The organism is Amaricoccus macauensis, from assembly GCF_049800915.1.
In the GTDB taxonomy this organism is placed as follows: Bacteria; Pseudomonadota; Alphaproteobacteria; order Rhodobacterales; family Rhodobacteraceae; genus Amaricoccus; species Amaricoccus macauensis_A.
The window spans coordinates 117,939-136,358 of sequence record NZ_JBNAFY010000008.1; the positions used below are offsets into that span (position 1 = coordinate 117,939).

Here is an 18,420-nt window from a genome sequence, read left to right on the forward strand (position 1 = left end):
GCCCGCCGAATGGCGGCAGAACCGACAACCCAGGGAGGTCTGAAGATGAACAAGACAAAAACACGGCGCAATGCGCGTCTGGCGAGCTCCGCGGTGCCCGCGATCGCACTGGCATGCGGCATCGGCGCGATGTCTCCGGTGGCGGCACAGGATTATCCCAACCGCCCGGTGGAACTGGTCGTGACCTTCGGGCCCGGCGGGGGCGCCGATCTGATGGGCCGACAGATGTCGCGCCTTCTCGAAGACCCGCTGGGCGTACCGGTTCCGGTAGCGAACGTGGCCGGGGCTTCAGGCAATGCGGGGCTCACCCGGTTGAGAACCAACCCGGAAGACGGCTACACGATGGGCACGCTGATTTCGCTCACCGTCGCGTCCTGGGCGTCAGGGCTCGGGGACAACACGCCCGAGGACTTCCGGGTGGTCGCAGTTGTCCAGAGCTCGCCAAGCTTTCTCTTCGTTCCAGCCAGCAGCGCCCATCAGTCCGCCGAAGACCTCTTTGAGTATGCCCGTGAGAATCCCGGCGAGATCACGGTCGCGACCTCCGGGTATGGCACGCAGGATGACGTGACCCTCGATCTTCTCGCCCGCGACGGTGTCGAGATGTCGAACGTGCCCTTCCAGTCCCCGGGCGAGCGCTATGCCGCGCCGATCGGTGGGCACACGGCCGTGCTCTACGAAGAGCCGGGAGATGTGGCGCAGTTCATCAAGGCGGGTCAGTTGAAGCCCCTGGTCACGTTCTCCGAAGAGCGCCATCCGGAATTTCCGGACGTCCCGACCTCTGCCGAACTGGGCTTCGACATTTCCGGGCTGGACAACTATCGCAGCATCGCCGTGCGGGCGGGTACCCCCGAGGAAATTGTTGCCAAGCTCGAAGCCGCGGTGCTCGAGGCCGTGCATTCCGAGGAATGGCAGGAGTTCTGCACCGCGAGCTACACCTGCATTGAGCCGATCACCGGCGCAGAGGCGCAGTCAATGATCGGTGATTTCCGCGATCTGATCGCAGAACAGCTCGGATCGTAACATGGATGGCTCGAGATACTCCGAAGCGGACGCCTTCCAGGAGCTCGGGAGCAAGATGACGGAGGAGCGGCGCGGCTTCTCCCTCGTCCAGCCGCTGCTGCTGCCGGGATTCCTGCTTGCGTTCGGCATGTTCATGCCCAGCCTGATGTTCCAGCATGAGGCACCCCACCCGGCGGACGGAGCCTTCGGCCCGGCGGCCTGGCCCGAAACTGCCCTTCTTGGCCTCGCGATCCTGTCGGCGATCTGGTTCGGTCGCGAGATCATCGTGATGAACTCGCCCGACGCCGAGCCGACGCTGGTCGCCCCTGCGGACAGCGAGGGCTACAACTATGGGCGTGCTGCACTCTGGATCGGGCTGATCCTCGCCTATGGGTGGCTGCTCCCCTATACCGGATTTCCGCTGACCACCGTGATCTTCATCACTGTCTGGTGCTTTCTCGGCGGACTGCAGAGCCCGTTTCTCGTCTTGTCCATGGCCTTTGGCGGAACCTTCGTCCTGCTCTGGGTCTTCATGGGGCTGGCGCTCATGCCCCTGAGCCGCGGAACAGGGATCTTCGATACATTCACGATCTGGCTGCTGCACACAGTCGGGATCTACTGAGGGAACTCTGCCATGAACTCGTTCGAGCTATTGGCCGGTGGATTCCAGGCGGCCTTTCACTTCCACAACTTCCTCACGATCATCGTGGGTCTCATGGTTGGCGTCATCGCAGGCGCCTTGCCGGGCATCTCCTTCGTGAACGCGATGGCCATGGCCTTGCCCTTCACCTACGTGATGGAGCCCACGCAATCGATGCTGTTCCTCGGCGGCATCTATTGCGGCGGCGTGTTTGGCGGGTCGATCTCCGCCATCATGATCAACGTGCCTGGGACGCCGGCTTCCCTGCCCGCCACGTGGGAGGGCTACCCGATGACCCGGAAAGGCGAGGTGAAGCGCGCGCTCGCGATCGCCGTCACCGCGTCTGCCACCGGGGGACTTGCCAGTGCGCTGATGCTGGCCTTCCTGTCCGCGCCCTTTGCCACATTTGCCCTCAAGTTCTCGCAACCCGAGTTCTTCGCCGCGACGATTCTGGGGCTCGTCAGTGTGGTGGCGATTGCCAAGGACCGGCCAATCGTGACCCTGATCTCGCTTCTGCTCGGGATCGCCGTCGGCACCGTGGGCGTGGACCCGCTCTATGGTCAGGCCCGGTTCAGCTTCGGTGTGCCCGAGATGGAAAGCGGCATCCGGTTCGTCGTGGTAATGATCGGGCTCTTTGCGATCAGCGAGGTCATCGACCTCCTCGTGACAAACCGCGACCTGCGCCCGAAGAACGGCAGCGGGAAGGGTCTCGGCTTGAAGATTGCCGACATCCTGCGGGTCAAGGGCGCGATCTTTCGGGGCACGGGCCTTGGCTGCGTCATCGGGTTGATTCCGGGTGCCGGGGCGACGCCGGGCGCCGTGATCGCCTATGGTGTCGAGAAGCAGATCTCCAAGCGCAGTGATGATTTCGGAAGCGGCGTAGACGAGGGTCTGGCAGCGCCGGAATCCGCAAAGAACGCGACCACCGGTGCGGCCATGGTTCCCCTGCTCACGCTGGGCATCCCAGGAAGTGCCGCGACTGCGATCATGCTGGCTGCGATGATGATCCACGGCGTGAACCCGGGACCACTGCTCTTCATCATGGACCCGTCGATGGTCTACACGATCTTCGCCGCAATGATCATTGCCAATATCCTGATGATCTTTGCCGGAGTGGGCGTGGCACAGATCTTCTCGACCCTGATGAAGACACCGCCCGTAATCATGGCTGCCTTCATCATCGTGCTCAGCGTCGTCGGCGCCTACGGGGTGCGCAACAACATCTTCGATGTGCATGTGTGTCTCGCCTTCGGCGTGCTGGGCTGGGGCATGAAGCGGATCGGTTTTCCGACGGCACCGTTGGTGCTCGGCGTGATCCTCGGCCCGCTGGCGGAGCGCTACTTCCTGACCTCTCTCGCGAACGCTCATCAGGACTGGACCGTCTTCTTCACCAGGCCGATCAGCGCCACGATCCTCGCGCTCGCGCTCGCCTTCGTTCTCTGGTCGCTCTGGCCAAACATCCGTTCCGTGTGGCGGCGCCTGTCGCACCGCTACGCCTGACACAGGAACCGGGTTCGCCCGACGGGCCCGGTGCGATCCCAAACTGGAGTATTCAAAGATGAAAATGACGACCGAAGAGGCCTTCGTCAAAGTCCTTCAGATGCACGGCATCAAGCATGCCTTTGGCATCATCGGATCGGCCATGATGCCCATCTCGGATCTGTTCCCGAAGGCAGGGATCAGCTTCTGGGACTGCGCCCACGAGTGCAATGCCGGAATGATGGCCGACGGTTACACCCGCGCAACCGGGGAAATGTCGATGGTAGTGGCGCAGAACGGGCCGGGCATCACCTCGCTCGTGACGCCGGTCAAGACCGCCTACTGGAACCACACGCCGCTTCTCGTCGTCACGCCCCAGGCCGCGAACAAGACCATTGGGCAGGGCGGGTTCCAGGAAGTCGAGCAGATGGCGCTTCTGGAGGACATGGTTGCCTACCAGGAGGAGGTGCGCGATCCCTCCCGCATGGCCGAGGTGCTCAACCGGGTGATCCTCCAGGCCCGGCGCGCCTCTGCGCCTGCGCAGATCAATGTCCCGCGCGATTTCTGGACCCAGGTCATCGACATCAACCTCCCGCTGGTGGTCGAGTTCGAGCGCCCCTCGGGCGGGGAAGCGGCTGTCCGCAAGGCGGCTGACCTGCTCTCCGAAGCGAAGTTCCCGGTCATTCTCAATGGGGCCGGCGTGGTTCTCGGTGGTGCGATTGATGACTCGCGGATGCTCGCCGAGCGCCTCGATGCACCGGTCTGCTGTGGCTACCAGCACAACGACGCCTTCCCCGGTTCGCACCCGCTTTCCGTGGGGCCGCTCGGCTACAACGGGTCGAAGGCCGCGATGGAGCTGATCTCGAAGGCCGACGTGGTGCTCTGCCTGGGGACGCGGCTCAACCCGTTCTCGACCCTGCCCGGATACGGGATCGACTATTGGCCGAAGGATGCGAAGATCATTCAGGTCGACATCAATCCAGATCGGATTGGGCTCACCAAGCCGGTGACCGTCGGCATTGTCGGTGATGCAAAGAAGGTTGCGCAGGGCATTCTGTCACAGCTTTCCGACATTGCGGGCGATGCGGATCGGGAAGAGCGTCGCGCTCTGATCGCAAGGACCAAATCCGCCTGGGCGCAGGAACTGACCTCGCTCGACCACGAGGATGACGATCCGGGCACCACCTGGAATGAGCGCGCGCGCAACCGCGAGCCGGAGAAGATGTCGCCCCGCATGGCCTGGCGCGCGATCACGGCCGCGCTGCCGAAGGGGGCGATCATGACCTCGGATATCGGCAACAACTGCGCCATCGGCAATGCCTACCCCCAGTTCGAGGAGGGCCGCAAATATCTCGCGCCTGGCCTGTTCGGACCCTGCGGCTACGGCTTCCCGGCCATCCTCGGAGCGAAGATCGGCTGCCCGGACGTGCCGGTGGTGGGCTTTGCCGGAGACGGCGCCTTCGGGATCTCGATGAACGAGATGGTCTCGATCTCACGCCCCGAATGGCCAGCGATCACCATGGTGATTTTCCGCAACTACCAGTGGGGTGCGGAGAAGCGGAACACGACGTTGTGGTTCGAGGACAACTTCGTCGGAACCGAGCTCTCCACGGAGGTCAACTACGCGGGGATTGCACGGGCCTGTGGTGTCGATGGCGTTCAGGTCACGACCATGGAGCAACTCACCGACGAGCTGGCCCGGGCAATTCGCCGCCAGATGACCGAGGGCAAGACGACCTTCATCGAGGTCCTGCTCAACCAGGAGCTTGGTGAGCCCTTCCGCCGCGACGCGATGAAGAAACCTGTCGAAGTGGCACCCATTCAGGCTGAGGACATGCGCGAACAGGTTTTCGCCTGATCCCGCTGTCGGCCTGACGCAGTCCCGTCGTGGAAATGTCTCTCCCCCCCGTACCGCGACGGGACTCACCGAGCCAAAGGCATGAATCCAAGGAAATGTGAGCCATGAAACCGCTGCAGCGCATTCTTGATACCGCCGCGAGATCGGACCGCCGCATTGCCCTGCCAGAGGGCGAGGATCCTCGCGTGGTTGAGGCGGCTGTTGCGGCTGCCCGCGGTGGCATCGCCCGCATCACACTGTTGGGCGATGCGGCGACGATCCGCTCTCGCCTCGCAAGCGCGGGGGGAGAGGAAAGTGAACGGATCGAGATCCGGGATCCTGCCGCGTCCCCGATCACCGGCCGGCTGGCCGAACTTTATCTCAGGCTGCGCGCCCATAAAGGGCTCACGGAGACCGAGGCACTCGAGGGCGCCCGGGCACCGGCAATACACGCGGCTCTCTCGGTGCGCGCGGGACTGGCGGACGGAACGCTTGGCGGGGCCACGCTTCCCACAGCGGTCATCGTTCGCACAGCGATCCAGATCATCGGCATGGCGCCCGAAAGCCGCATGGTCTCCAGCTTCTTCCTCATGATGTGTTGCGCGTCCCATCATGCCAAGAATGGGGCCTATGTGTTTGCCGATGCAGGGCTTGTGATCGATCCGACGGCGGATGAAATGGCGGAGATCGCGATCGCATCGGCCCGGTCCTATGCGGAATTGACCGGAGAGGTTCCGCGGGTCGCGATGCTCTCCTTCTCGACCCATGGCAGTGCGCAACATGGCGCCGTCTCGAAGGTCGTCGAGGCAACCGCCATTGCCAAGGCTCGGTGCCGAAACCTGATCATTGACGGCGAGTTGCAGTTCGATGCCGCTTTCGTGCCGGATGTGGCATTCGCCAAGGCCAAGGGTTCGCCCCTTGGTGGGGACGCGAATGTCTTCGTCTTCCCCAGTCTCGAGGCGGGCAACATCGGCTACAAGATCGCGCAGCGTCTCGGCGGTGCGGAGGCCATCGGTCCGATCCTCCAGGGGCTTGCGAAACCGGCAAACGACCTCTCCCGCGGGTGCAGCGCCGAAGATGTGCTGCACATGATCGCGGTGACCGCAGCCCAGGCAGACGGCATGGCAGAGCCCATCGCCCGCATGCCCGAACTCGCTACGGAGATTTCCCCGAAATGACATACCAGCCGAAGATCGAAACCTCGCCCAAGGTCTCCGACGAGATCCGCAAGACCACGTGCTACATGTGCGCCTGTCGATGCGGCATCAATGTCCACATGAAGGACGGCAAGGTCGCTTATATCGAGGGCAACCGCGACCATCCGGTCAACAAGGGCGTGCTCTGCGCCAAGGGATCGGCCGGGATCATGCAGGTGAACGCGCCCTCCCGGCTGCGCGCGCCGCTGAAGCGCGTCGGCCCCAGGGGCTCGGGCGAGTTCGAGGAAATCACCTGGGAGGAGGCGCTCGACATCGCCACCGACTGGCTGGAGCAGGTCCGTTGCACCGATCCCTCGAAGCTCGCCTTCTTCACCGGACGCGACCAGTCCCAGAGCTTCACCAGCTTCTGGGCCCAGGGTTTCGGCACACCGAACTACGCGGCTCATGGCGGCTTTTGCTCGGTGAACATGGCTGCTGCGGGCATATACACCATGGGCGGCGCGTTCTGGGAATTCGGCCAGCCGGACTGGGAGCGCACCAAGCTCTTCATGCTTTTCGGCGTGGCCGAGGATCATGACAGCAACCCGATCAAGATGGGTCTGGGCAAGCTCAAGGCGCGTGGCGCGCGGGTGATCGGCGTCAATCCGATCCGCACCGGCTACAACGCGGTCGCCGATGATTGGGTGGGGATTACGCCCGGCACCGACGGGCTGTTCATTCTCGCGCTGGTTCATTGCCTGTTCAAGGCAGGGCGGCTCGATTTCGACTATCTCTCGCGCTATACCAACGCGCCGGTGCTCCTTAATCCCGAGACGGGTCTCTTCCTGCGTGACGCGAACGAAACGCCTCTGGTGATTGACCGCCGCAGCGGCAAGCCAGTGGCCTTCGATACGCCCGGCGTGCGGCCCGACCTCAACGGAAAGCATGAGGGCGCGCGGACGGTCTTCGCTGCCATGGCGGAGCGCTACATCTCGGAGGAATATGCCCCCGAAGCCGTGGCGGAGCGCTGCGGCATCTCTGCCGAGCGGATCCGCACCATCGCCGCCGAGCTGGCTCGGGTGGCCTTCGACGAGGCATTCGAACTCGACATCCCCTGGACCGATTTTCGAGGCGACCGGCACGCGAAGATGACCGGGCGGCCGGTCTCCTTCCATGCGATGCGTGGCATCTCGGCGCATTCGAACGGGTTCCAGACCTGCCGAGCGCTGCACATGCTTCAGATCCTGCTGGGCTCGGTGGAAGTGCCAGGCGGGTTCCGCTTCAAGCCACCCTATCCGAAACCCATCGAGGCGCACCCGACGCCCCATTGCGGTTTCACTCCGAACCAGCCGCTGGATGGTCCGCATCTGGGCTTCGTGCGCGGGCCCGAGCATCTGGCGCTGAAGGCGGACGGGACACCGGCGCGGATCGACAAGGCGTTTTCCTGGGAGAACCCGATGAGCGCGCACGGGCTCATGCACATGGTGATCTCCAACGCGCACGCAGGCGATCCCTACAAGATCGACACGCTGTTCCTCTACATGGCGAACATGGCGTGGAACTCGTCGATGAACACCCGCGGCGTGATGGACATGCTGACGGACAAGGACGAGGATGGAAACTACGTGATCCCGCGCATCATCTATTCGGATGCCTACAGCTCCGAGATGGTGGCCTATGCGGACCTGATCCTGCCCGACACGACCTATCTCGAGCGGCATGACTGCATCAGCCTGCTCGACCGGCCGATCTGCGAGGCCGATGCTGCGGCGGATGCGATCCGCTGGCCGGTGATCGAGCCCGACCGCGAGGTGCGCGGCTTCCAGACCGTGCTCATCCAGCTTGCCAACCGCCTGCGCCTGCCGGGCTTCGTCAACGAGGACGACAGCGCGAAATACAGCGACTACGCGGATTACATCGTGCGCCACGAGCGCAAGCCCGGCATCGGTCCGCTCTCGGGTTTCCGAGGCAATGGCGACCAGGTGGGGCGTGGCGCGCCGAACGCGGACCAGCTCGATCGCTACATTGCCAATGGGGGCTTCTTCGTCACGCACATCCCGGAGGAAGCTGCCTATTTCAAGCCGTGGAACAACGCCTATCAGGACTGGGCCGTGGGCATGGGGCTCTTTGACAAGCCGCAGCCTTTCCTCTTCCAGCTCTACGTGGAGCCGATGCGAAAGTTCCAGCGCGCGGCCGAGGGCCATGGCGAGCGCCAGCCGCCCGACCACCTGCGCAGAAGGCTTTGCGACGTGATGGACCCGCTGCCGATCTGGTATCCGACCTTCGAGGATGCCGGCGAGACTGCCGAGCAATATCCCATCCACGCGCTCACCCAGCGCCCGATGGCGATGTATCACAGCTGGGGCACCCAGAACGCCTGGCTTCGGCAGATCCATGGCCGCAACCCGCTCTACGTGCCGAAGAAAATCTGGGAGGCGCAGGGCTTCGAGGAAGGCGACTGGGCGCGGGTGAGCTCACCGCACGGATCGATCACGGTTCCGGTCGCGCTCCATGGCGGGCTCAACGAGAACACGGTCTGGACCTGGAACGCGATCGGCAAGCGCAAGGGTGCCTGGGCGCTCTCGGACGGTGCGCCGGAGGCCACAAAGGGCTTCCTACTCAATCACTTGATCCACGAGTTGCAGCCGCCGAGGGCCGACGGTTTGCGCTGGTCCAATTCAGATCCGATCACGGGGCAGGCGGCCTGGTTCGATCTGCGCGTGAAAATCGAGAAGGCCGAGGCGCCGTTGCCAGAATGCGATCCGGTCCTGCCGCCGATCGCATCGCCGGTGCCTGACGCCCCTGAACACATTGCCTGGAAGGTGGGAACATGACAGCACTACCCCAAACCACCGAGAAGAAGCTCGGGCTGGTCATCGACCTCGACACTTGCGTGGGGTGTCACGCCTGCGTGGTGAGCTGCAAGGGCTGGAATACCGAGAACTACGGCGCGCCGCTCTCCGACCGCGACGCCTATGGCGATGCGCCGATGGGCACGTTCCTCAACCGTGTTCATGCCTTCGAGGCCGACACGGGCGGCTGCGGCGGCAGCCAGACGATCCACTTCCCGAAATCCTGCCTTCATTGCGAGGACGCGCCCTGCGTCACGGTCTGCCCGACGGGCGCGAGTTACAAGCGGGCCGAGGACGGGATCGTGCTGGTGAACGAGGACGCCTGCATCGGCTGTGGGCTCTGCGCCTGGGCCTGCCCCTACGGGGCGCGCGAACTCGACCAGACCGAAGGTGTCATGAAGAAGTGCACCCTCTGCGTCGACAGGATCTACAATGAGAACCTGCCCGAGGAGGACCGGGTGCCGGCCTGCGTGCGCACTTGTCCCGCGGGGGCGCGCCATTTCGGCGATCTGGGCGATCCGGAGAGCGACGTGAGCCGGCTCGTGGCCGAGCGCGGTGGCGTCGATCTCATGCCCGAGATGAACACGAAGCCGGTGAACAAGTATCTGCCGCCGCGGCCGAAGAACTTCCTCGCCGAGCTTTGCAACACTCCCGCACTCGAACCGGTCGCCCAAGATGCCAAAGGCTTTCTGGGCTGGCTCGACCGCGCCCTGGAGAAGGTCTGATGCACGCCGCTCCCTCCGTCATCATCTTCACTGTGCTTTCGGGCGCAGGCTTTGGCTATCTTGCCTTTCTCGCGCTCGGTCTGACCGGCGGCACGGGCGCCTCCGCGTTCGGCCCCTTCGCGCTGGCCTTTGCGCTGGCTGCGGGTGGTCTCATGGCTTCGACCTTCCATCTCGGTCAGCCGAAGCGGGCTATGCGGGCTTTCACCCAATGGCGCACGAGCTGGCTTAGTCGCGAGGCCTGGGCCTCGGTCGCGGCCCTCTGCGTCATGGGGCTTTATGCGATTGCCGCAATCTTCTTCGGGACGCAGCTGACGCTCCTGGGATTCCTGGGCGCGGCACTTTCGCTCGCAACCGTCTTCGCCACATCGATGATCTATGCCCAGCTTGCCACTGTGCCACGCTGGAACTCGCCGCTTACCCCGGCAAGCTTTCTTGGCGCGGCGCTTACCGGCGGGGCGATCCTCTCGGGCCAGGTTTCGCTTGCCATCCTTCTGCTCATGGCCTTCGCCGTCTTGCAGGCCTTTGTCTGGATGAAGGGTGACAGTCGCTTTTCCGAGCGCGGCCATTCAATTGCTTCTGCCACTGGCCTCACCGGCATGAAAGACCTCCGCCTCTTCGAGAGCCCCCATACCGGGGACAATTACCTGCTGCGTGAGTTCGTCCATGAAGTGGGCCGCAAGCACGCGCAAAAGCTGCGTGTCATCGGTCTGATTGCGATGACCGTGGCACCCATCCTACTGCTCCTTGCACTGCCAAATGTCTGGCCGGTGTTGCTGCTCGCCTTCGCGGTGCATCTTGCCGGCATGTTCGTCTCGCGCTGGCTGTTCTTCGCGGAGGCCGAACATGTCGTGCGGCTCTATTACGGAAAAACCGCATAGTGCGGGCTGGACTGACCAGACAGATGGGAAGTCCAACCTGGTTGCGGCAGCGGTTCGGAATCTTGGATTCCCGAGCTTTCTCGCGAAACGCTCCCGAGGGTGCTCCGTAGCCGAGACACCTTCGGGGTGTGTTGTCGAGGCAGCTCAACCGCACCGGCCGTTGAGGGTTTCGGCCAGGGCCTCCAAGTTCATACGGCAACGGAAGGGATCAGCGGCCCTCTTGGTCATTGCCACCGAGATACTCGCGCGCGACGGTTGCCGCGATGTCGGCGAAGGTTGCGAGAGCGGGCAGGGTATTGTCCTTGCGCCATGCCAAACACACATCGACACCCGCCGGGTTGTCCTCAATCTGAGCGAAGGAAACGGTCGGAAGCTGCAGGTTTTTCGCAACTTCAGGGACAATCGACACCCCCATCCCTGCGCCGACAAGTCCAACGACGGTATGGATCTGCGTTGCCTGCTGGCTGACCAGGGGAACAAAGCCAGCAGTTTCGCACATCGCGATGATGCGCGAGTAGAACAGTGAACTTTGCTGCCGTTCGAACAGGACGAATGGGTCGTCCTTCAGCGCGCTGAGCGAAATACGCCCGGCCCGGGCATGTGGATGTGATCGTGGCAGGGCGACCAGGAACTTCTGCGTTCCGAGCGGACACGACGTGAGGTTGTCATCCGAAATTGGTGGGCGCAGCAAGCCAATGTCCACTTCGGATGCGCGTAGGGCCTGTTTCTGCTCGGCGATCGTCATCTCGAACAGCTTGAGCTCGATGCGGGGAAACCGGATTCGAAAGGCATTCAGGATCGGGGGCAGCATCCCGTAGGTCGAAGAGTGAATGAAGCTGACAGCCAATGCTCCTTCCTGGCCGGCAGCGACCCGCCGGACCTCCTGCTCCGCATCCGTCACATCCGAAAGAATTCGATAGCAGCGATTGCGAAAGGCCGCCCCGGCCGCAGTCAGCGTCACTTTGCGCTTGGTGCGGTGGAAAAGCTCCACGCCAAGCGTCTCCTCCAGCGCCATGATCTGCCGACTGAGAGCGGGTTGCGCGATATGCAGCCGCTTTGCCGCTTGCGAAAAATTCAGCTCTTCCGACAGGCACACGAAGCTTTGGATCAAGCGAAGTTCGAGAGGCATGTGTTATGTCCGTTCGGCATTAATCGGGTGCATATAAAGTATTGGACAGCATATATGAGTTTCTTGCAACATGGGTCTTACAAATGTTTCTGGGAGGAAATGAACGGTGACTGGATTTAGTGTGGTTGACGGCCATGAACGGGCCGAGGCCTCAATGGTGGAAGCTTTCTCAAGTATCCCGACGGCAATCATCAGTGACAATCTCAACCGCATGGTGGCTGCAGGCCCGACCGTTCGCCCGATGCACCGCGGAGGTTCGTTGGCCGGCACTGCCCTGACGGTGAAGACCCGCCCTGGCGACAATCTCATGATCCACAAGGCCGCCGATATGGTTCGACCCGGCGACGTGATCGTCGTGGATGCGGGTGGAGATCTGACCAATGCCCTGATCGGGGAACTGATCATTTCTCATGCCCGGTCGCGTGGTTGTGTCGGCTTCGTTGTCAACGGCGCAGTCAGGGACATGGACGTCATCAGCGCGAACGATTTTCCGGTCTATGGGGCGGGTGTCAGCCACCGTGGCCCCTATAAGGACGGGCCGGGCGAAGTGAATATTCCCATCTCGCTCGACGGGATGATCATCGAGCCGGGAGATATCGTCATCGGCGACCTGGATGGCGTGGTCTGCATCCCCAGGGCCGATGCCACGCGGGTTCTTGAACTTTCTCGTGCGCAGGAAGAAAAGGAACGCGGCATTCAGCAGGCGATCAAGCAGGCCGCCTGGGACCGTGCCTGGGTAGATGAGATGCTCAAGGCAAAGGGATGCGCCGGGGTCTGAGGCCCCTCGCAGACTGCGCATCAATACAAGATGGCGGCCGCATCAGGCACGCCGCGTAGAAAAATCCAACGGAGGAAACCATGAAAAGTCTCAAAAGGCTGATTATTGCCTGTGGCCTGGCCACGGCGTCTGCCGCTTCAGTCACTGCCCAGGAATGGGTGCCGGAAAAACCGATCCGCATCGTTGTCGGCTTCGCGCCCGGTGGCGGCACGGACCAGACCGCGCGTCTGATCGCCTCTGCTGCGCAAGAACTGTTCCCGGTCCCGCTGGTGGTCGAAAACCGCCCCGGAGCCTCTGGCACGCTCGCGGCCGAGATGGTCGCGAAGGCTGAGGGAGACGGCTACACTCTGCTGGTTGCCGGCGGGAGCGAAAGCACTTCTGTGCCTCATCACCGTGAAACCCAGTACAGCCTCGATGATTTCCGGGGGGTCATCCGTGTCAACCGCGAACACATGGTGATCGTGAGCAAGGCGGACAGCGGGCTGGACAGCATCGACGCGGTTGTCGAGCGTGCCAAACAGCACCCCGGTGAACTTGCCTATGGGTCCTCCGGCCCGGCAGGCATTCTGCATTCCGCGTTCCTGGTCTTTGGACAGGAAGCCGGGATCGACATGGTCCACGTTCCGTACCAGGGCGGATCGCCGGCACTTGCGGCTCTGCTGGGCGGGCATGTGGATCTGACGATCATCACCCCCGGCGACGCGCGCGCGCAACTTGATGCCGGCACGATCAACGTGCTTGCCACCACCTCCGATCGCGCAGAACAGATCCCCGACGTGCCTTCGCTGAGTGAGCTCGGCTACGACGTCAATCTGGAAAATATGAAGGGCCTTGTCGCTCCCGCCAGCACTCCAGACGAGGCGGTCGCCTACCTGCAGGAGCGTTTTGCCAAGGCGATGGAAACGGACGCCTTCACGACGGTGGCTTTGCGCAGCAACATCACGCCAAGCTATCTGACGGGCGCAGAGTTCGAACAGGCGATGCAGTCCATGTCGGACGCGGTGGCTGGTGCTCTGTCCTCCGAAACTGCGGCGGCCGAGTAAGCGCATGACCGCGAACCGAATGCTTGCGCTGGTCTTCGTGGCCGCCTCCATTGTCTTCCTGACAGTGATGGTACCGGCTCTCGACGAGCAGCAGGCCAGTATGGGCGGTGGTTTCTATTCGGTGGGGCCATCGGCCCTACCAACCTTCGCCGGGGTCATGGTGCTGCTCTTCGGGGCAATGATGCTGTTCACCGACCGCCCCTTGCCGGAAGAGGTCGGTAAGTTCCAGGCCGGGATTGGTCTGGGGCTCCTCCAGATCGCACTGTTCGGCGCCTACGCTTTTGGCCTGCCGCTCATCGGGTTCATGCCTGCCTCAATCCTGTTTCTGGCAGCCGTCTTCCTGATGTACCGCGCCCAGAACTGGATCGTGGCGGGAATTCTGACGCTCGGGATGCCGATCCTCGTCGATGTTCTGCTGCGCAAGGTTTTCCTGGTTCCGCTCCCCGGCGCCTCGTTGTTCTGACTTTTCCGGAGGCTGGACATGGATCCGCTTTTCCAAGCTCTCTACGGGCTCGCTGAGCCTGTGACTTTTCTGACCCTTCTTCTGTCAGTCGTCGTCGGACTGATCATTGGGGCAATCCCCGGTCTTTCGGTCAATATCGCGGTCGCTCTGGCGGTGCCGCTGACGATCTTCATGCCGACCGATCAGGCGATGGTGATGCTGATCGGACTGTACGGCGCGGGTATCTTCGGCGGATCTGTCTCGGCGATCCTGCTGAACGCGCCTGGCACACCGGCCTCCGCAGCCACGATTTTCGACGGCTACCCGATGGCCCAGCAGGGACTGGCGACCCGGGCGTTGCGCCTGTCGCTCATCAGTTCCGTTTTCGGGGCCGTGTTCTCGATCGTCCTGCTGATCCTGCTGGCGCCGCAACTGGCCGGCTTTGCGCTCGGGTTCGGTCCGGTCGAGATCGCCTCGCTGCTGTTCTTTACCTTTCTCGTTATCGGGATCTTGTCCGGAAGCTCGTTGGTGAAGGGGTTGTTCTCGGCGGCGTTGGGGATGGTGCTGGCGACAGTGGGCAGCGATCCCATGCTGGGCATACCCCGCTTTACCTTCGGATCGACGGCGCTGATGGACGGGCTGACCTATGTTCCGCTCCTGGTCGGGCTCTTTGCCGTGGCCGAGATCATCGAGGAAGCCACCCGTGGCTTTTCTCAATCGATCCGCAAGGTTGACTTGTCCGGCGAAGATCGCGCTGCGAACCGGATCCCGCTTCGTGAAATCATCCGCAACATCGTGCCGATGACACGTGCATCCGCCATCGGATCAACCATCGGTATCCTGCCCGGCATCGGTGCCACCATCGCCTCGTTCCTGGCCTATGCCGACGCCAAGCGGTCGGCAGGCAGCGAAGGAACCTTCGGCAAGGGCGATCCGCGCGGGGTCATCGCATCCGAGAGCGCCAACAACGCAGTGGTCGGCGCGACCTTCATTCCGACCCTTGCCCTGGGGATTCCCGGCGATGCCGTTACAGCGATCCTGCTGGGCGCGCTTGTCCTGCAGGGGGTCACGCCCGGGCCGCTGATCTTCGTCAACTCGCCCGATATCGTCTACACGATCTATTTCGCCCTGCTGGGCTCCACGATCCTGATGGGGCTGATCGGATACCCGGCGATGCGCATGCTGTCTCTGACCCTGCGGATCCCGAAGGTTTATCTAATGCCCTGCGTGGCCCTGATCTGCGTGGCAGGCAGCTACGTTGCACGGAACAATATCCTGGACGTCTACGTCATGCTGGGCGCAGGCATCCTGGGGTTCATCTTCAACCGCACGAACGTGCCGGTCGCACCCTTGCTGATATCCTTCATCATCACGCCTTCTTTCGAAGAAGCGTTGCGACAGGCGCTCACGCGCAGCCGCGGGTCGTTCGAGCCGTTCGTGACCAATCCGGTCACCTTGACCCTGGTGGCGATTGTCATCGGGCTCGTCGGCCTGACGACCTGGCGACAGGGCAAACTGCGATCCAAGAAAACACAAGTCGAGAGAATGGGGGTTTGAGCAACATGATCGGGTTCATCGGACTGGGCGTTATGGGCGCCGGAATGGCACGCAACATCGCCGCATCCGGCCTGAAGCTGGCAGTCACCACTTCCTCGCCCGACAAGGCGGAGACTTTCAGGGCCTTGGGGGCGGAGATCTGCGAGACACCGGCGGATCTTGCCGCGCGCTGCCGGATCATAGTCTCCTGCGTTCCGGACGCCGCGGCGCTTCGCGGCGTGTTCGCAGGCGAGACCGGGCTGACTGCCCAGGACTGGAACGGCGGTCTGCTGATCGATTGCTCGACCATCGCGCCGTTCGAGGCGGAGGAGATGGCGCAACAGCTTGCCTCGGTCGGGGGCCGGTTCATCGACGCGCCGGTCAGCGGCGGCGCGAAGGGGGCGGAAAGCGGCACCCTGACCATCATGTGTGGCGGATCGCAGGACGATGTGGCCGAGGCGCAGCCGGTGCTGCAGGCCATGGGCAAGAACATTCACCATGTGGGCCCGCTCGGTGCCGGGCAGGCGCTAAAGGCCTGCAACCAGCTGATGGTCGCGGTGAACATGATGGGCGTCTTCGAGGCCGTCTCCCTGGCGCGGGCCGCGGGGGTTGACCCCAAGGTGATGCGGGAGGTCCTCTCCACGGGTGCCGCCCGCAGCGGTGTTCTCGACGCCCATGCACTGCGCTACATCGAAGGCACGCTCGAGGGCGGGTTCCGCGCCGAACTCATGCGCAAGGATCTCGGCATCGCCAATGCCGTGGGTGCACATTTCAACATCACACAACCCGCGACGGATCTCGCGCATCAGCTGATGGTCGCGACCTGCAATTCCGGATTCGCCAAGAACGACAGTGCTGCGCTTGGCCTGCTCTATGACCGCCTGAACGGCCGCAATGAGGATACCAACCAATGACCGCAACAATCGAACTGGAAACGATCCGGGACTTCTCCAACGGCGTTTTCGAAGCCGCGGGGCTGACGGGACAGGACGCGGTAATCGTGACGGACGTGTTGATCCACGCCGACCTTCGGGGACATGGCTCGCACGGGCTCACGCGGATCCCGATTTATGCCGATCGGATCAAGGCGGGTGTCGTCAAGGCCAGCCCCGATATCAAGTTCGAACGACCCTCGCCGGGCGTGCTGGTTGTCGATGGCGACAACGGACCGGGACCGGTGGTAAGTCTGCGTGCACTTGAAGCCGGGCTGGAGGTGGCGCGGGAAAACGGCGTCTGTGTCGCCACCGTGGGCCATTCCAACCACAATGGCGCTGGGTCCTTCTATGTCGAAAAGGCCGTTGCAGCAGGCTGCATTGCCATCGCTATGACCAATGCGCCGCCTTCCATGACGGTCTTCGGCGGCCGGCAGTCGGTGATTGGCACCAACCCGATCACCTTCGGCACCCCGATTGCCGGGGAGACGCCGGTGCTTCTGGACATGGCTACATCGGTCGTCGCCCGCGGCAAGATCGTCGAAGCCGCCAAGCGGGGAGAGGCCATTCCCGAGGGCTGGGCGCTGGACGCCGACGGCAAACCCACCACCAGCGGCATGGCCGCCGAGAAAGGCGTCGTGCTGCCGCTTTCGGGTCCCAAGGGATCGGCGCTGGCCATCATGGTTGAAGTGCTCTGCGGCGTGCTGTCCGGTGGGCGGTTCGCAGGCGACCTGGGCAATCTCTACAGCGATTTCGTCACACCTCAGGACATCGGCCACTTCATGTTGCTCATCGACGTGTCGCGCACTCATGTGGCGGGGACCCATGCCGATCGGGTGAGGGAACTGGTCAACGCGCTGAAGGAGTGCGCCCTGGCGGATGGCTTCGACGCCATACTCATGCCGGGCGAGCTCGAACAGGCACGCGCGCGCAAGACGCGGGCGGCGGGCATCACACTGCCGGACAATGTCATCGCCGATCTCGATGCCGTTGCTGCGGGCCTCGGTCAGCGCCCGCTGTCGGGTCTCATCGCCGAGGTCGTGCAATGACGCAGGCACCCGTCCGTATCGTCTTCCTCGACCGGGCGACCCTGTCGCCCGAGACCCGGCTGAAGCAACCCAGTTTCGCTGCGCAGATCGAAGAGCACCAGCAGACCGATCCCGACCAGGTGGCCGCGCGCATCGCCGACGCCGAGGTTGTGATTACCAACAAGGTGCCAATCGATGCCGAGGCACTGGCTGCGGCGCCGAAGCTGAAGCTGATCGCAGTGGCAGCCACCGGTTATGATCGCATCGATCTCGCAGCGTGCAGAGCGCGGGGCGTCACAGTCTCCAACATCCAGGGCTATGCCGGGAATACCGTTCCAGAACATACTTTTGCGCTGCTTCTTGCCCTGCAGCGCAGCATCGTGCCCTATCGCCAGTCGGTCATCGACGGGCGTTGGGAAGACGCGAACCAGTTTTGCTACTTCGACTATCCGATCGCGGATCTGTCGGGGAAGGTGATGGGTATCATTGGAGATGGCGCGCTCGGCAAGGCGGTTGGCAGGATTGCCGAAGCCTTCGGACTGCGGGTGCTGTTTTCCAGCTACAAGGGGGTCGAGGGGATGGGCCCCCTCTATACGCCGTTCGAGGATGTCATGCGGCGCAGCGACATCATTACCTTGCACTGCCCGCTGATGCCCTCCACACGCAACCTCATCTCTGACAGCGAGTTCGACATGATGGAGCGTCGCCCCTTGTTGTTGAACACTGCGCGGGGTGGGCTTGTCGACGAGGAAGCGCTGGAGCGCGCGCTCGAGAGTGGTCGCATTTCCGGAGCGGGGTTTGACGTGGTGACGACAGAGCCGCCGGGCGCAGATCATGTCATGCGACGCATCGCCAAGCGCAGCAACGTGATCCTGACTCCGCATGTCGCATGGGCCAGCCAGGAGGCCATACAGACCCTTGCGGACCAGCTCATCGACAATATTGAGGCCTTCATGAACGCTGCGCCGCAGAATGTTGTTTCATAA

16 protein-coding genes are annotated in these 18,420 nt (G+C 63.1%); 15 read left to right on the top strand and 1 reads right to left on the bottom strand.

The genetic code is table 11. The annotated features are described in order from the left end of the window. Positions 1 to 45 precede the first annotated feature (45 nt). The 8 genes from ACP15W_RS18370 (at position 46) to ACP15W_RS18405 (ending at position 10,546) form a co-directional block, all read left to right on the top strand. On the top strand, positions 46 to 1,020 hold the full coding sequence (locus tag ACP15W_RS18370; protein ID WP_424934396.1) for a Bug family tripartite tricarboxylate transporter substrate binding protein: 975 nt from the start codon (positions 46 to 48) through the stop codon (positions 1,018 to 1,020). Position 1,021: 1 nt separating this feature from the next. Beyond that, positions 1,022 to 1,621: a tripartite tricarboxylate transporter TctB family protein gene (locus tag ACP15W_RS18375; protein ID WP_424934397.1), complete on the top strand. Its 600-nt coding sequence runs from the start codon at positions 1,022 to 1,024 to the stop codon at positions 1,619 to 1,621. A 12-nt stretch (positions 1,622 to 1,633) separates the two neighbouring features. Continuing rightward, positions 1,634 to 3,139, top strand: a complete 1,506-nt coding sequence (locus ACP15W_RS18380; RefSeq protein WP_424934398.1) for a tripartite tricarboxylate transporter permease — start codon at positions 1,634 to 1,636, stop codon at positions 3,137 to 3,139. Between the two features lie 58 nt (positions 3,140 to 3,197). After that, entirely contained in the window at positions 3,198 to 4,976 is a 1,779-nt protein-coding gene (gene xsc, locus ACP15W_RS18385) for a sulfoacetaldehyde acetyltransferase (protein ID WP_424934399.1), read from the top strand. Positions 4,977 to 5,080: 104 nt separating this feature from the next. Beyond that, positions 5,081 to 6,133, top strand: coding sequence for a phosphate acetyltransferase (gene pta / locus ACP15W_RS18390; protein ID WP_424934400.1), 1,053 nt, complete (start codon positions 5,081 to 5,083; stop codon positions 6,131 to 6,133). After that, a complete protein-coding gene (locus ACP15W_RS18395) occupies positions 6,130 to 8,925 on the top strand; it encodes a molybdopterin oxidoreductase family protein (protein WP_424934401.1) in 2,796 nt (931 codons plus the stop codon). Before pta ends, ACP15W_RS18395 begins: the two co-directional genes overlap by 4 nt. Next, on the top strand, positions 8,922 to 9,668 hold the full coding sequence (locus tag ACP15W_RS18400; RefSeq protein WP_424934402.1) for a 4Fe-4S dicluster domain-containing protein: 747 nt from the start codon (positions 8,922 to 8,924) through the stop codon (positions 9,666 to 9,668). The genes ACP15W_RS18395 and ACP15W_RS18400 overlap by 4 nt, the downstream gene beginning before the upstream one ends. Further along, the gene (locus tag ACP15W_RS18405; RefSeq protein ID WP_424934403.1) at positions 9,668 to 10,546 is read left to right on the top strand and encodes a dimethyl sulfoxide reductase anchor subunit family protein; all 879 of its coding nucleotides are present in this window, start codon (positions 9,668 to 9,670) and stop codon (positions 10,544 to 10,546) included. Before ACP15W_RS18400 ends, ACP15W_RS18405 begins: the two co-directional genes overlap by 1 nt. A 208-nt stretch (positions 10,547 to 10,754) precedes the next feature. Here the strand turns inward: ACP15W_RS18405 and ACP15W_RS18410 are convergent, their stop codons facing one another. Continuing rightward, on the bottom strand, positions 10,755 to 11,675 hold the full coding sequence (locus ACP15W_RS18410) for a LysR family transcriptional regulator (RefSeq protein ID WP_424934404.1): 921 nt from the start codon (positions 11,673 to 11,675) through the stop codon (positions 10,755 to 10,757). Between the two features lie 106 nt (positions 11,676 to 11,781). On the opposite strand from ACP15W_RS18410, the gene ACP15W_RS18415 reads away from it, so the two are divergent. The 7 genes from ACP15W_RS18415 to ACP15W_RS18445 all read left to right on the top strand — a co-directional run bounded on the left by ACP15W_RS18415 (position 11,782) and on the right by ACP15W_RS18445 (position 18,420). After that, complete coding sequence (locus ACP15W_RS18415) at positions 11,782 to 12,453, top strand: RraA family protein (protein WP_424934405.1); 672 nt, start codon at positions 11,782 to 11,784, stop codon at positions 12,451 to 12,453. Positions 12,454 to 12,533: 80 nt separating this feature from the next. Beyond that, positions 12,534 to 13,496, top strand: a complete 963-nt coding sequence (locus ACP15W_RS18420; protein WP_424934406.1) for a Bug family tripartite tricarboxylate transporter substrate binding protein — start codon at positions 12,534 to 12,536, stop codon at positions 13,494 to 13,496. A gap of 4 nt (positions 13,497 to 13,500) precedes the next feature. Then, entirely contained in the window at positions 13,501 to 13,959 is a 459-nt protein-coding gene (locus tag ACP15W_RS18425; protein WP_424934407.1) for a tripartite tricarboxylate transporter TctB family protein, read from the top strand. An 18-nt stretch (positions 13,960 to 13,977) separates the two neighbouring features. Then, positions 13,978 to 15,495, top strand: coding sequence for a tripartite tricarboxylate transporter permease (locus ACP15W_RS18430; protein WP_424934408.1), 1,518 nt, complete (start codon positions 13,978 to 13,980; stop codon positions 15,493 to 15,495). Between the two features lie 5 nt (positions 15,496 to 15,500). Further along, a complete protein-coding gene (locus tag ACP15W_RS18435) occupies positions 15,501 to 16,388 on the top strand; it encodes an NAD(P)-dependent oxidoreductase (RefSeq protein ID WP_424934485.1) in 888 nt (295 codons plus the stop codon). Next, positions 16,385 to 17,455: an Ldh family oxidoreductase gene (locus ACP15W_RS18440; RefSeq protein ID WP_424934409.1), complete on the top strand. Its 1,071-nt coding sequence runs from the start codon at positions 16,385 to 16,387 to the stop codon at positions 17,453 to 17,455. Before ACP15W_RS18435 ends, ACP15W_RS18440 begins: the two co-directional genes overlap by 4 nt. Beyond that, entirely contained in the window at positions 17,452 to 18,420 is a 969-nt protein-coding gene (locus ACP15W_RS18445) for a D-2-hydroxyacid dehydrogenase (protein ID WP_424934410.1), read from the top strand. The genes ACP15W_RS18440 and ACP15W_RS18445 overlap by 4 nt, the downstream gene beginning before the upstream one ends.